Source organism: Micromonospora sp. NPDC002411 (genome assembly GCF_053592955.1).
On record NZ_JBSFBM010000191.1, the window covers coordinates 1 to 13,212 of the forward strand.

15 protein-coding genes are annotated in these 13,212 nt (G+C 71.3%); 11 read left to right on the forward strand and 4 right to left on the reverse strand.

Annotated elements, in window-relative coordinates; all coding sequences use genetic code 11:
* From ACWCO3_RS21730 to ACWCO3_RS21765, 8 genes are all read left to right on the forward strand, one after another.
* On the forward strand, positions 1-1,543 hold a 1,543-nt coding region (locus ACWCO3_RS21730; RefSeq protein ID WP_450011689.1), incomplete at its 5' end, for a sensor histidine kinase.
* Positions 1,544-1,559: 16 nt separating this feature from the next.
* Entirely contained in the window at positions 1,560-1,964 is a 405-nt protein-coding gene (locus ACWCO3_RS21735; protein ID WP_088989969.1) for a roadblock/LC7 domain-containing protein, read from the forward strand.
* Between the two features lie 51 nt (positions 1,965-2,015).
* Positions 2,016-3,209, forward strand: coding sequence for an ABC transporter substrate-binding protein (locus tag ACWCO3_RS21740; protein WP_355026244.1), 1,194 nt, complete (start codon positions 2,016-2,018; stop codon positions 3,207-3,209).
* Positions 3,209-4,102 (forward strand): branched-chain amino acid ABC transporter permease, encoded by an 894-nt coding sequence (locus ACWCO3_RS21745; protein WP_354889401.1) that lies wholly within the window; start codon positions 3,209-3,211, stop codon positions 4,100-4,102. Before ACWCO3_RS21740 ends, ACWCO3_RS21745 begins: the two co-directional genes overlap by 1 nt.
* On the forward strand, positions 4,099-5,109 hold the full coding sequence (locus tag ACWCO3_RS21750; RefSeq protein ID WP_358166685.1) for a branched-chain amino acid ABC transporter permease: 1,011 nt from the start codon (positions 4,099-4,101) through the stop codon (positions 5,107-5,109). The genes ACWCO3_RS21745 and ACWCO3_RS21750 overlap by 4 nt, the downstream gene beginning before the upstream one ends.
* Positions 5,106-5,849: an ABC transporter ATP-binding protein gene (locus ACWCO3_RS21755; RefSeq protein ID WP_358166682.1), complete on the forward strand. Its 744-nt coding sequence runs from the start codon at positions 5,106-5,108 to the stop codon at positions 5,847-5,849. The genes ACWCO3_RS21750 and ACWCO3_RS21755 overlap by 4 nt, the downstream gene beginning before the upstream one ends.
* The gene (locus ACWCO3_RS21760) at positions 5,849-6,646 is read left to right on the forward strand and encodes an ABC transporter ATP-binding protein (RefSeq protein ID WP_358166679.1); all 798 of its coding nucleotides are present in this window, start codon (positions 5,849-5,851) and stop codon (positions 6,644-6,646) included. The genes ACWCO3_RS21755 and ACWCO3_RS21760 overlap by 1 nt, the downstream gene beginning before the upstream one ends.
* A gap of 6 nt (positions 6,647-6,652) precedes the next feature.
* A complete protein-coding gene (locus ACWCO3_RS21765) occupies positions 6,653-7,456 on the forward strand; it encodes a methyltransferase (RefSeq protein WP_450011692.1) in 804 nt (267 codons plus the stop codon).
* Between the two features lie 182 nt (positions 7,457-7,638).
* Here ACWCO3_RS21765 and ACWCO3_RS21770 read toward each other — a convergent pair whose 3' ends face one another.
* Genes ACWCO3_RS21770 through ACWCO3_RS21780 form a run of 3 tightly spaced genes read right to left on the reverse strand, consistent with a single transcriptional unit; the run spans position 7,639 to position 9,904 of the window.
* On the reverse strand, positions 7,639-8,616 hold the full coding sequence (locus tag ACWCO3_RS21770) for an ABC transporter permease subunit (protein ID WP_450011694.1): 978 nt from the start codon (positions 8,614-8,616) through the stop codon (positions 7,639-7,641).
* Positions 8,613-9,512, reverse strand: coding sequence for an ABC transporter ATP-binding protein (locus ACWCO3_RS21775; protein ID WP_450011696.1), 900 nt, complete (start codon positions 9,510-9,512; stop codon positions 8,613-8,615). The genes ACWCO3_RS21770 and ACWCO3_RS21775 overlap by 4 nt, the downstream gene beginning before the upstream one ends.
* Positions 9,509-9,904: a GntR family transcriptional regulator gene (locus ACWCO3_RS21780; RefSeq protein WP_145782927.1), complete on the reverse strand. Its 396-nt coding sequence runs from the start codon at positions 9,902-9,904 to the stop codon at positions 9,509-9,511. Before ACWCO3_RS21780 ends, ACWCO3_RS21775 begins: the two co-directional genes overlap by 4 nt.
* Positions 9,905-10,052: 148 nt before the next feature.
* Here ACWCO3_RS21780 and ACWCO3_RS21785 point away from each other — a divergent pair, with 148 nt between their 5' ends.
* Positions 10,053-10,517 carry a GNAT family N-acetyltransferase gene (locus ACWCO3_RS21785; RefSeq protein WP_450011698.1) on the forward strand — a complete coding sequence of 155 codons (465 nt, stop codon included), beginning with the start codon at positions 10,053-10,055 and terminating at the stop codon, positions 10,515-10,517.
* Positions 10,518-10,576: 59 nt separating this feature from the next.
* On the opposite strand, the gene ACWCO3_RS21790 is transcribed toward ACWCO3_RS21785, so the two are convergent.
* A complete protein-coding gene (locus ACWCO3_RS21790) occupies positions 10,577-11,188 on the reverse strand; it encodes a dihydrofolate reductase family protein (protein WP_450011700.1) in 612 nt (203 codons plus the stop codon).
* Positions 11,189-11,348: 160 nt separating this feature from the next.
* Between ACWCO3_RS21790 and ACWCO3_RS21795 the strand changes: the two genes are divergently transcribed.
* Entirely contained in the window at positions 11,349-12,329 is a 981-nt protein-coding gene (locus ACWCO3_RS21795) for an ATP-binding cassette domain-containing protein (protein ID WP_358053741.1), read from the forward strand.
* Positions 12,326-13,153 carry an ABC transporter permease gene (locus tag ACWCO3_RS21800; protein ID WP_145782934.1) on the forward strand — a complete coding sequence of 276 codons (828 nt, stop codon included), beginning with the start codon at positions 12,326-12,328 and terminating at the stop codon, positions 13,151-13,153. The genes ACWCO3_RS21795 and ACWCO3_RS21800 overlap by 4 nt, the downstream gene beginning before the upstream one ends.
* Positions 13,154-13,212 lie beyond the last annotated feature (59 nt).

Genomic DNA, 13,212 nt, shown 5'->3' on the forward strand with positions numbered 1-13,212 from the left:
CCTCGTCCTCCAGCACCAGGATGGCCCCGCCCTCGCCGGGCACGTAGCCGGTGGCGTCCGCGGCGAACGGCCGGTACGCCCGGTCGGCACCGCGCTGGTGACCTGGGTCGTCGCCCGACAGATCACCCGGCGCCTGCGTCGCCTGCGGGACGCAGCGAACGCTGTCGCGTTCGAACAGCTCCCCGCTGTGGTGGCCCAGCTCCAGCAACCGGGCAGCGCCGCCGTCGACCCGGACAAGCTGGCCCACCAGCAGTCCACCGCCGCCCTCGAACCGTCCAGCGACGACGAGATCGGCGAACTGGGCCAGGCGTTCAGCGCCGTCCACCAGGCCGCCGTACGGACCGCCGCCGAGCAGGCCGTCATGCGCGCCAACACCGCCGACATCTTCATCCACCTGAGCCGCCGTGAACAACGGCTCGTCGATGCCGTCCTGGCACAGGTCGACCTGGTCGAACGGGACGAGACCGACCCCGACCGGCTCCACCAGCTGTACACGCTGGACAACCTGGCGACCCGGATGGGACGGATCAACGCGAGCCTGCTGGTGCTCGGCGGCGTCGGCGTCGGCCGCGTACGCCAGCGCGACGTCCCCCTGCAACAGGTGCTCCAGGCGGCGCTGTCCCAGATCGAGCACTACGCGCGGATCCGGCTCGGCATGATCGACGGGGACGTCGCCGTGGCGGCGAAGACCGTCGACGAGGTCGTGCACCTGCTCGCCGAACTCATGGACAACGCGACGACGTACTCACCGCCGGGCAGTGAGACCTGGGTGAGCGGCCGGAGCCTGGGCGACCGCGTCATCATCCAGATCAGCGACGAGGGCGTGGGGCTGTCGCCCCAGCGGATGCAGCAGCTCAACGAGCTGTTGGCCCGTCCACCGGCCATCGACGTAGCCGCCGTCCGGGCGATGGGGCTGGTCGTCGTGGGTCAACTCGCACAACGCCTGGGTGCCACCGTCCAACTTCGACGCGGCCCACGACGCGGCACCCTCGCCGAGGCGACGCTTCCCGCGGCGATCATCCGGTCGCTGCCGCCGGAGGAGTACCTGCTCGCCCCCGGACGGCTCTCCCGGAGGGCGGCCCGCACGACCAGCGCTCCACCGCCGTACCAGCCGCGCCCCGAGCCCACCGCCGGGCACCCACCGGCCGAACGGACCCTGCCCGCGGCCCCGGTGTTCCGAGCGTCACCCCCGCCCCCGGACCGGGGTGACGCGCCCACCGAGGAGCTTCTCATCTTCGAGCAGGTCAACCACTGGTTCCAGAGCGACGTCGTCGACGGCCACGAGACCCGGGAGTGGTCCAGCCCCGCCGACGACGCCTGGCGCACCGCCGCCCAGGCGACCACCCCCGACGTCACCACGACCACCACCTCCGGCCTGCCCAAACGCCAGCCGCAGCGGCATCTCGTGCCCGGTGGCGTGACCGTCCCCCAGCAGCAGAGATCCGAGTACCGCGACCCGGCCCAGGTGGCGACGGCGATGGCCGCGTACGCGCGGGGTGTGGCGAACCGCCGGCGCACCCCGATCAACCTCGGCAACAAATGACGCGACAGGAGAGCACGTGAGCGACCAACAGGATCTCGGCTGGCTGCTGGACAACTTTGCGGCGCGCGCCAGCGAGGTCAGCCATGCGATCGCCATCTCCAGTGACGGCCTGATGGTGGCCGCCACCCGCGACCTGCCGCCGGACCGGGCCGACCAGTTGGCCGCGACGGGTAGCGGGCTCGTCAGCCTGCTGCGCGGGGCGGCGGCCTTCTTCGACGCCGGCGCGGTGATCTCCAACGTCACGCAGCTCGAGGGCGGATTCATGTTCTCGATGGCCTTCAACGACGGTGCCTCGCTGCTGGTGCTCGCCGCGCCCGAGTGCGACGTCGGCAAGGTCTCCTACGAGATGACCGAGCTGGCCAATCGCATCGGCGACGCCCTCACCCCCGCGGCCCGGGCGGCACTCGCCCGCAGCCGCTGACAATCCCGGCGCCCCCACGCCGGAGACCCCTCCCTTCCTCTGGAGAAAGACATGCCTCTCACCACCCCTCGGCGCAGCCGTGCCCTCACCGCCGCACTGCTCGCGGTCGTCCTGACCGGCAGCGCGGCCTGCGGCGACGACGCGCCGGGCACGAGCGCTGGCGGCTCGATAAAGATCGGCCTGCTCGCGTCCCTGTCCGGGACGTACCAGGCCGTCGGTACGGAGATCCGCGACGGTTTCCAGCTCTACCTCGAGACCCACGACGGCAAGCTCGGCGGCCGACAGGTCGACCTGGTCGTCGCTGACGAGGGCAACGGCGCCCAGACCGCGGTGCCGGCGGCGACGAAACTCCTCAAGCAGGACCGGGTGTCCGCGCTCACCGGCATCGTCGGCGGCGGCTCGGTCGCCGGGGTCGTCCCCCTGCTGGAGGAGACCAAGGTGCCCCTCGTCGGCTCGAACGGGCGGCCGGAACTCAAGGACGTCTCCCGCGTCTGGCACACCTCGTACCTGTCGGACGAGCCCGGAGCGGCGATCGCCCAGCACGTCCGGGACAACGTGAAGGGATCGGTGTACGCGATCGGCCCGGACTACCAGGGCGGCTGGGACGAGCTGCGGGGGTTCACCGACGCCTTCGGCAAGATCGGCGGGAAGCTCGCGAACGCCGACGGCAAGACGACCTTCACCCCGTTCCCGGCGACCACCAACTTCACCCCGTACTTCGCCCGCATCAAGGCCTCCGGCGCGGCGGCCGTCTTCACGTTCTACGCCGGCAGCGCCGCCGTCGACTTCGTCAAGCAGTACGCGCAGTCCGAGATCAAGGACATCCCGCTGTACGCGGCCGGGTTCCTCACCGAGGGCGGTGTGCTCAACGCGCAGGGCGACGCGGCCCGAGGCATCTATTCGGTGCTCAACTACTCGCCCGACCTCGACAACGCCGAGAACCGCGCCTTCGTGGCGGCGTGGAAGGCCAAGCACGACGGTTCGCCGACGACCTACGCGCTCGCCTCGTACGACGCGGCGGCGGTGCTGGACCGGGCGATCGGCGCCGCCGGAAACGACCCGACCCCGGAGGCCATCAACACGGCCATCGGTCAGCTCGGCCAGATCGCCAGCCCGCGCGGCACCTGGCAGTTCTCCACCAGCACGCACTCACCCGTGCAGAAGTGGTACCTGCGGCAGGTCCGCCAGGACGGCCGGGCGCTGTCCAACACCGTCGTGGGTGACCTCGCGACCGTCGGCCGGTGATGGCGGTGGCGGCCGGCACGAACCGGATCGACCCGTACCTGATACCGGCGCTGGACGGAGTCGCCTACGGGCTGCTCGTGTTCGTCGCCGCGTCGGGCCTGGTCTTCTGTTTCGGCGTCGCCAACATCCTCAACCTGGCGCACGGCATGCTCTACGCGATCGGCGGTTACACCGCCGCGGCGCTGCTCGACGGCGGCTGGGCAAGTCTGGCGTTGGCGCTGGGGGTTGGTGTGCTGGCCGCCGCCGCGGCGGGGGTGCTCCTCGCCGGCCTGCTCGCGCCGGTCGCCGCCGGCAACCACCTGGGTCAGGCACTGCTGACGTTCGGCGTGGCGTTGGCCGGCGGCAGCCTGCTCGTCGCCGGCTTCGGCCCCGACGACCCACAGGTCAAGGTGCCCGCCGCCCTGGAGGGCTCGGTGGTGGTCGCCGGTCACCGCTACGCCGCGTACCGGCTGGTCTTCATCGTCGTCGCCGCGGTGATCGCCGCCGCGCTCTACCTCGTGGTGCGTCGCACCAGGGCCGGGATGCTGGTCCGCGCGGCCGTCGACGACGCGGAGATGGTCGCCTGTCTGGGGGTGAGCCCGGCGCGGATCCGCGCCGGCGTGCTCGCCGCCGCCGGCGCGCTGGCCGGCGCGGCCGGGGTCCTGGGCGCGCCCATCATCGGCCCCGGCACGGACACCGCCGACACCGTGCTGCTGTTGTCCCTGGTCGTCGTCGTCCTCGGCGGCCTCGGGTCCATGGGAGGCACCCTGCTGGCCGCGCTCGCGATCGGCGAGATCCAGACGCTGGGGGTGGCGCTGCTGCCGTCCGCCGCGCCGTTCCTGCTGTTCGCCGCCATGGCCGCGGTGCTGGCCGTGCGCGCACGCGGCCTGGCCAGCAGGTGGAGGACGACGTGAGGGACGAGGTCATCCGGCGGGCACGAGGCGCCATCGCCGCACTGGTCCTGGCCGGCCTGGTCGTGGCACCCTTGGTGGTCGACGACTACACCACGGCGATCCTCGCCCGGACGCTGGCGCTGGCCCTGGTGGGGGTGAGCGTGGCCCTGCTCACCGGTGTCGCCGGCCTGCCGACCCTCGGCCAGACCGCTCCGTACGCCGCAGGTGCCTACGCGTGTGCCGTGGTCGGCAGCCGGGTCTCCGACGTCGGCGTCGTGCAGCTCGCCGTCGCGGCGGGCGCCGGGGCGGTGCTGGCCGCGCTCACCGTGCCGCTGGTCGTACACGCCCGAGGGGTGGTCGTCCTGATGATCACGCTGGCGATCGGCGAACTCGCCGTCGTCGTCCTCGGCCGCTGGCGGTCGGTGACCGGTGGCACGGACGGGTTGGCCGGCATCGCCGCGGTCCGCCCCTTCTGGGGGCTCCCGACCCTCGCCAACGACCAGTCCCGCTACCTGTACGCCCTGGTCGTCACGGCCACGCTGGTCGGCGCGGTGCTGTTGCTGCTGCGTACCCGGGCCGGGCTGCTGCTGCGGGCCGGCCGCGACGACGAGGCACGGCTGCGGGCCAGCGGGCACCGCGTGCCCCTGTACCTGTCCGGCGCGCACATCGCCGCCGGGGCGATCGCCGGTGCCGCCGGCTCGCTCCTGGTCGTCGCCCAGCAGTACATCTCCCCCGCCGACTTCGGCTTCGACACGTCCGCGCTGCTGCTGCTCGGAGTCGTCATCGGTGGCACCGCCTCGGTGGGCGGCGCCCTGGTCGGCGCGGCGCTGGTCATCGCCGCCCGGGACTGGTTGTTCGGGCTACTGCCCGGGCATGCGCCGCTGGTGCTGGGCCTGCTGTTCGTGGCCACGGTCTACCTGCTGCCCACCGGCGTGAACCGGGCCCGGAGCCGGCTGCGCCCGCCGGAGGCCCCGTCACACCAGCCCGCTGCTCCTGAGCAGGCCGCCGTCGCGGAGTCGCACCGATGACCGGCCTGCTCGAAGCCCAGGGCGTCACGGTGCGGTACGGCTCGCTCGCCGCGCTCGACAGCGTTGACCTGTGCGTCCACGACGGCCAGCGGCACGCGTTGATCGGCCCGAACGGCGCCGGCAAGACGACCCTGCTCAACGTGATCGGCGGGTCCACGAGACCGCAGCGCGGCACGGTGAGCTTCGACGGGCGCAACGTCGGCCAGTTGGGACCGGCGGCCCGCGCCCGCCGGGGCATCAACCGCATCCACCAACGTCCCGCGGTCTTCCCAACGTTGACCGCGACGGAGAACATCGTGGTCGCGGCGTTGCCGCGGGTCATTCCACGGCGCAGATGGTGGCCCGGCGGACGTCGCCGCATCGCGCACCACAGGGCGGGCACGCTGTTGGACCAGATGGGCCTCGCCGACGTCGCGGCGGTGCCCGCCGGGCACCTCGCACACGGGCAACGACGCCAGTTGGAGATCGCGATGGCCCTTGCCGGTCGCCCCCGCCTGCTGCTCCTCGACGAACCGGCCGCCGGACTGTCCGCCATCGAGGTCGGCCGCCTGGCCGAGGTGCTGCGGACGCTGCCCAGGGCGGTCGCCGTCCTCCTGGTCGAACATCGACTGGACCTGGTGTACGCCCTCTCCGACACGGTCACCGTGCTGCGCGACGGTCGGACCCTGGCCGCCGGAACGCCGGACGAGATCCGAACCTCGCCGCTGGTGCGGCAGGCCTACGCCGACGGGATGGCCTGATGTTGTCCGTGGATCGTCTGTGCGCCGGCTACGCCGGAGGGATCGTGCTGCACGAGGTCAGCCTGCGGGTACGCCCCGGCAGCATCCAGGCCGTGGTGGGTCGCAACGGCGCGGGCAAGAGCACTCTCGTGCACACCATCGCCGGGCTGGTGCGCGCCTCCAGTGGCCGCATCGAGATCGGCGGGGTGCACCTCGCCGGCCGGCAACCGCACCGCATCGCCCAGTCCGGCGTCGGTCTCGTTCCGCAGGGTCGACGGGTCTTCTCCCGGTTGACGGTGGCCGAGCACCTGCACCTGGCGGCCGCGCCGTGGCGGGCCCCCACCTCCGGCGGCGAGGGCTGGACGGTGGCCCGAACCCTCGACCTGCTGCCGAGGTTGGCAGCACGGCTGCGACACCGCGGCTGCGAACTGTCCGGCGGTGAGCAGCAGATGCTCGCCATCGCCCGCGCACTGCTCGGCCAACCACGGGTGCTGCTCCTCGACGAGCCCTGTGAGGGCCTGTCGCCCGACCTGGCGGCGCGGGTTCGCGAACTCGTCAACGGCCTCGCCGCCGACGGCTTGACCGTGCTGCTCGTGGAACAGCAACTCCAACACGCGATCGAGATCGCGGACCGGGTGGCGGTGCTGGAGTACGGCCGGGTGGTCTACGACCGACCGACGGCCGAGGCCCGCGTCGACCCCGCCCCGCTGGCGGCGATGTTGAGCGTCGCCGCCGCCCCCATGCCGCCGCCACCGAACCGATCGGCCCCTCGGCTCTGGGCCGACACCCCCACGTCACCCGACCCCTCGGAGAGGTAGACACCGATGGCAACCGCTACGAGCGATGGCACGTACACGTTCGACAACGGCCAACCGGAAGCCGTTCCCCAGATGCACGCGCTGGAGTCCTTCCTGGACCCGATCACGACGCGCCGACTCGCCCGCCCGGTGCTGGGACCGGGTGCGACCTGCTGGGAGGTCGGGGCGGGTGGCGGTTCGATGGCCCGGCGGATCGCCCGCGCGATCGGCGACGACGGGTCCGTACTCGCCACCGACATCGACCCCACGCACCTGGTCGCCGAGGGCAACCTGCACGTACGCCGACACGACGTCCGGACCGAACCGCCACCCGGGGACGCGTACGACCTGATCCACGCCCGGCTGGTGCTGCTGCACCTCCCCGATCGACGGCGGGTCCTGCGTACGCTCACCGGCGCGCTGACTCCCGGCGGGTGGCTGGTGGTCGAGGAGTTCGACTGCACCGCGACGCCACGGGTGCTGACCGCGCCGAGTGACGACGCCGCGAAGCTCTTCGGGCAGGTGATGGACGCCATGATGGGGGTCCTGGAGGACCACGGCGCCGACCTGGGCTGGGCGCAGGACGTGCACACCGAGATGGCCCTCGCCGGCCTGACCGAGGTGGACACCATCACCCACTCGCAGAGCTGGGCCGGTGGTTCGACCGGAACGTCGCTCTACGAGACGAACTCCCGCCAGTTGGAGCCGAACCTGCTCGCCGCCGGGTTGTCGCCGAACCAACTGAACGCCTTCCGGCGGCTGGTCCGTGACCCGGGGTTCGCCGTCATGTCGTACCACTTCGTCTCCACGCGGGGCCGTCTGCCGGAGTGAGCAGGTAGACCACCGCGTGGAGAGCGGTCGCGCCGTCCGTAGCTCCCGCCGCAGCACGCCCCCCGCTGAGCCGGACAGCTCTACGGAGGTGTCGACCGCACCGGCCGGGTTCCTCGTGAGGAGCCCGGCCGGTCTGTGCGCGAGCCAGTCGGAGAGGCCCCGTCCGGCGGCAAACAGGTGCACTAGGTGATACGGCGCCGTACCCGCCACACCACCACACCGATCAGGACCGCCGCGACGGCGACGAACAGGGACGCCTCGATGAGCTGGAACGTCCAGAACCGGTCGGCGGGGTGGTAGACCCCGAACTGCTGGACGCCCCGCGCGTGCAGGAACTGGTTGAGGTTGGTGCCGGCCCGGTTGGCCGCGTCCTCCAGCTCGTAGTACTCGGTCCAGCTCAGCCTGCGCCCGGCGGCGTCTGCGTAGCCGTGTTCGATCACCCAGTCAGCAAAGCCGGACACCGGCCCGTGCCCAGCCTGGTCTTTCGAGCCCTCGACGGGGACCGGCTCCATGGTGGTGAGCGGCGTGGCGTACGCGGGACGGGCCAACAGCGCCACCGACATCCGGACGGCGAGGAACGCCCCGAACGCGACGCCGAACGCCGGCAGGCTGCGACGGAGGATCGCCCCGGCGGCGGTGGCGACGCCGAACGCGAACAGCGCGTACGCCACCGGCACAAGTCCCTCCAGGTCGAAGGCGTCGTACTGGAACCGCCCTTCCCACGCGTCGAATGGCTGACGGAACCAGGTGAGCACCGCGGTGAACATCCCGGTGAGCGCGACGGTGACGCCGGCCAGCGCCGCGAGCTTGGCCGCCAGCCAGCGCATCCGCGGCACGGCCTGCGTCCAGGCGAGCTGCCAGGTGCCGTCCTCCAGTTCGCGCGCGAGCAGCGGCGCACCGAGGAACGCACCGATGACGACGGGGACCAGATAGAAGGCCGCCAGGAGATTCTCGACGTACCCGTACTCCTCGTCGAGCCGGCGGAAGGAGGCCGCGCAGTCCTCGGTGATCCCGGCCTCTCCCGCACATCGGGCGGGACCGCCGGGGAACAGGTCGTGGGCCTGCGTCCCGAGCACGAGCAGGGCAATGCCGAACATGCCGACAAGCAGACCCAGGACGCAGACCTCGGTCCGGTGCTGGCGCCAGATCAACCACGTCACACCGCCACCCCCGACGTGAGCTGGGCGTTCGGCTCGGACGGCCGGCGCAGGTACGCCAGCACCAGGTCCTCCAGCGCGACCGGCTGGGCCTGCCACCCGGGCGCGGCCGGGAGCCCGCCGTCGCGTACCAGCACTGTCGAGTGTCGATCGCTGTGGACGGCCTCCACGACGGTGCCAGCCCGGTCGAGGTCGGTGGCCGTGCGCGGGCCGACGAGCAGCCGGTGCTCGGCGAGGAGGGTGTCGATGTCACCGGTGAGCGTGACCCGGCCGCGGTTGAGCACGATCAGGTGGTCGCAGACGCGCTCCAGCTCGTGCACGACGTGGGATGAGAACAGGACGGTCACCCCGTCTTCGGCCACCGCGCCCATGAGGACCTGCAGGAACTCGTGCCGGGCCAGCGGGTCGAGGCTGGCCACCGGCTCGTCGAGGACGAGCAGGTCCGGTCGCTTCGCCAGGGCCAGCGCCAACGCGACCTGGGCCTGCTGCCCGCCGGAGAGCGTGCCGGCCCTCCGGTCGAGCGGGATGCCCAGCTTCGCCAGCCGGCGCTCGGCCAGCCCCTGGTCGAACCGCAGGTTGCAGGCCCGACCGAAGCGGAGCATCTCGGCGACGGTGAAGCGCTTGTACAGCGGGTGGTCCTGGGCCAGGAACCCGACCCGGGACAGGGTTTGCGGGGTGCTGGCGGTGACGTCGTGGCCGAGGACCTCCACCGTGCCGGTGCTCGGTGCCAGCAACCCGACGGCCAGGCGCAGCAGCGTGGTCTTGCCCGCGCCGTTCGGCCCGACCAGGGCGATCACGCCACCCGTCGGCAGGGTCAGGGTGCAGTCGCGCAGCGCCCAGCCCTTCCGGTACCGCTTGCCCACACCGTTGGTGCGCAGCGCGAACTCGGTCGCTGTCACGCCACTTCCTCATTCCTCGTCTGCTGGTGGACGGAGGTGAAAAGCGCGTCGACCGCCTGCTCGTCGAGGCCGGCCGCGTAGGCGCGGCGCAACCAGGTCGCCAGGCCGCGCCGCAGCGACGTGTACGTCGATGCCGACATCACGGCCGACTGCTGTTCGTTGACGAACGTGCCCTGACCGGGCCGGCCGGTGACCAGGTCCTCCTGCTCCATCTGCCGGTACGCCTTGGCGACGGTGTTCGGATTGATTGCCAGGTCCTCGACCACCTCGCGGATGAGCGGGAGGCGGTCACCGGGTTGGAGAAAGCCCAGCAGCACCGCCTGGCGGACCTGCTGGACGAGTTGCAGGTACGGCGGCACGCCGGAGTGGGTGTCGAGCCGGAAGACGAACACGGTAGCCCCTTACTGCTTTCCTAGCACCATAGTAAAGCAGTAAATCGGTGGTCAAGAGAGCCGACGCGCCCCCACGGCCGCGCCGTGCCGCAGTGGTGAGCCGAGGACGCCGTCGGGCAGGGTTCACCGCGTCAATCAGACTGCTCGGATGATCGTCAGGCTTGCGGAGGAGCAGGACTTCAATGGCTTCCTTGGCCTGGCGGCCCAGGTCGAGTGCTGGTTCGGCCCGATGGTCGAGGATGTCGGCTTTCACGACGCTGCGCGCAAGCACATTCGTCGGTGCACAGCGATCGTTGCTGCTTCCGAAGGGCCCGATCTGCTGGGCGGGGTGTTGTTCGCGGCGAAGGCCCCGACCCATCACGTTCACTGGCTTGTCGTATCCGAGCGTTCACGGGGGAAGGGCGTTGGTCGTGCGCTGATGGCAGAAGCCCTGCGCAGGTTCGTGCGGGGCCCCGGGTCCGTGGAGGTGGTGAGCTTTGGCGCCGATCACCCGGGGGCCCACGCCAGCGGCGCACGTGTCTTCTACGAACGACTTGGTTTCGCTCCTGCCGAGGCCGTCGAGCCCGGTCCGGAAGGGGGATCCCGGCAGGTCCTTCGCTTGGCCGTCACCTGATCCACACGACGGTGGCCCGCCCGGCCGGTCTGTACGCGGGCCAGGCGGACGTCCGGCGGTTACTGCGGTACGTGGAAGCGCAGGTGCGTGACGTGCGGTGATTCGATCACCGCGGTTCGTTCGAGCTCGATGTGGTCGGTGCCGAGGTGGTCGAACGGGCGCGTGCCGGTGCCGAGGAACACCGGTACGAGTTGGATGTGGATGTCGTCCACCAGCCCGGCCTTGACGAACTGTTGCGCGGTGGTGGGCCCGCCCATGATGAGGACGTTGCGGTCGCCCGCTGCGTGACGCGCCTGGCGCAGCGCACTGTGCAGGCCGTCGTCGACGAAGGTGAAGGCGGCGCTCTTCATCGTCAACGGTTCGCGCGGCTGATGGGTCACCACGAAGCAGGGCACCGGGAACGGGGTGTCCTCCCACAGGTCCACACCGACATCGAACGTCCGCTTGCCGATCACCACGGCGCCCGTCGTCGCATGGACCTCTCGTACCTGTGCGGCGTCGACGCCGACCGGGGTGACGCCGTCCGCCGCCACGGCGCGGTCTCCGTCAGCCCGGAACAGCCACTCGTGCAACCGCTCGCCGCCTGCGCCCATCGGTTGTTCCTTGGTGACGTCGGGTCCGGCGGCGAAGCCGTCCAACGACACGCTCATGCTCAACAGAACGCGGCCCATCGCGTACTCCTCATCGTTCGGGTCCGTCAGGTGGACGTTCAGCAGGAGTATGACGTCACTCGATGTTGCCGAGGGGGCGCAATGCTGATCGACTCGACCGTGTCAGCCGGTGTCGGTGGCGTGTCGGGGCGGTGTCAGCGGGCCCGCGCATGCTGTACGCATGACAGCTGACCTGGTGATCGAGGCTGAGGGCCTCGTCAAGACCTTCGGGAAGACGAGGGCGCTGCAGGGCGTGGACCTCGCGGTTCCCCGGGGCACGGTGCTCGGGGTGCTCGGCCCCAACGGCGCCGGCAAGACCACCGCCGTACGCATCCTCTCCACCCTGCTGACCCCGGACGGCGGAACCGCCCGGATCGGCGGTTTCGACGTGGTACGGGACGCCGAGCGCGTTCGGCAGAGCATCGGACTGACCGGCCAGTACGCCTCGGTCGACGAGGACCTGACCGGACGGCAGAACCTGGAGCTGTTCGGCACCCTGCTGGAGCTGGGGCGCGGCGGCGCCCGGCGGCGGGCTGCCGAGCTGCTCGACTGGTTCGACCTGACCGACGCCGCGAACCGGCCGGCCAAGACCTACTCCGGCGGCATGCGGCGACGGCTCGACCTGGCCGCCAGCCTCGTCGGCTCGCCCGACGTGATCTTCCTGGACGAGCCGACGACCGGGCTCGACCCGGCCAAGCGCGAGGACATGTGGGACGTGGTCCGCTCACTGGTGGGCAACGGCTCGACGGTGCTGCTCACCACGCAGTACCTGGAGGAGGCCGACGCGCTCGCCGACGCGATCACGGTGATCGACCACGGCCGGGTGATCGCGTACGACACACCCGAAGGGCTCAAGCGGGTGGTCGGCGGGCAGACCCTCGAGGTCCGGCCGTCCGACCCGGCGCACCTGCCCCGGACTGCGGAGATCCTGACCCAGGTCGGCTCCGGCGCGCCGGCCGACGAGATCCGCAAGGGCGTGCTCGCGGTGCCGGTCACCGACGACGCGGCCCTGACCGAGAGCGTCGCGCGTCTCGCCACGGCCGGCATCGCGGTCACCGAACTGTCCCTGCACCTGCCGAGCCTGGACGAGGTGTTCTTCACCCTCACCGGGCGTACGGCGTCCGAAGACGACACCACCCGCCCCACGGAGGTCGCGGCATGAGCACACTGACCGACGCACCACCCACCCGGAACCGGGCACTGTCGACGATTACCGCGCAGCCGCGACCGTTCCGACTGGTCCGGCACTCGTTGGCGCTCGCCAAGCGCAGCCTCATCAAGACCTGGCGTACGCCCGAGGCGCTCATCGACGTCACGTTGCAGCCGGTGCTGTTCCTCGTCATCTTCGTGTACGTCTTCGGCGGCGCGGTCGCCGGATCGACCCACGACTACCTGCAGTTCCTGCTGCCCGGCATCCTGGCGCAGACCATCGCGACAGGTGCCATCGCGATCGGCGTCAACCTCAACACCGACATCTCCAAGGGCATCTTCGACAGGTTCCGGTCGTTGCCGATTCCCCGCTCCGCACCACTTGTCGGCGCGGTCCTCGGCGACGTCGTCCGGTACGTGATCGTCACGGTGTCGACCCTCGCGATCGGCTACGTGATGGGTTTCCGGATCGAGACCGACCTGTTCCGGGCCATCGCCGGGTGTCTGCTCGCGGTGCTGTTCGCGCTCTGCCTGAGCTGGCTGCCGGTGCTCGTGTCGATGAAGGTGCGTACCGCGGGTGCCGTGCAGGGCGTCATGTTCGCGCTGATCATGCCGCTGAGCTTCGCGTCCAACGTGTTCGTCGGCGCCGACACCCTGCCCGGCTGGATGCAGGCGTTCGTGGACGTCAACCCGATGACCCACCTGGTGGCGTCGGTCCGGGGTCTGTTCCTCGGCACCCCGCTCGGTTCGCATGTGTGGTGGACACTCGCCTGGTGCGCCGGCTTCGTGGTGCTGTTCATGCCACTCGCGCTGCGCGCATACCGGAAGAAGATCTAGGGCCTGTTTCATAAGACCTGGCCGGCCTGCGGCGGGCCCGGACGACGCCCGGCGGCGTT

Bases quoted from the DNA above. Each gene is read 5' to 3' on its own strand.
- ACWCO3_RS21740 (WP_355026244.1), top strand. From the start codon at position 2,016: ATGCCTCTCACCACCCCTCGGCGCAGCCGTGCCCTCACCGCCGCACTG.
- ACWCO3_RS21745 (WP_354889401.1), top strand. From the start codon at position 3,209: ATGGCGGTGGCGGCCGGCACGAACCGGATCGACCCGTACCTGATACCG.
- ACWCO3_RS21755 (WP_358166682.1), top strand. From the start codon at position 5,106: ATGACCGGCCTGCTCGAAGCCCAGGGCGTCACGGTGCGGTACGGCTCG.
- ACWCO3_RS21760 (WP_358166679.1), top strand. From the start codon at position 5,849: ATGTTGTCCGTGGATCGTCTGTGCGCCGGCTACGCCGGAGGGATCGTG.
- ACWCO3_RS21765 (WP_450011692.1), top strand. From the start codon at position 6,653: ATGGCAACCGCTACGAGCGATGGCACGTACACGTTCGACAACGGCCAA.
- ACWCO3_RS21785 (WP_450011698.1), top strand. From the start codon at position 10,053: ATGATCGTCAGGCTTGCGGAGGAGCAGGACTTCAATGGCTTCCTTGGC.
- ACWCO3_RS21790 (WP_450011700.1), bottom strand. From the start codon at position 11,188: ATGGGCCGCGTTCTGTTGAGCATGAGCGTGTCGTTGGACGGCTTCGCC.
- ACWCO3_RS21795 (WP_358053741.1), top strand. From the start codon at position 11,349: ATGACAGCTGACCTGGTGATCGAGGCTGAGGGCCTCGTCAAGACCTTC.
- ACWCO3_RS21800 (WP_145782934.1), top strand. From the start codon at position 12,326: ATGAGCACACTGACCGACGCACCACCCACCCGGAACCGGGCACTGTCG.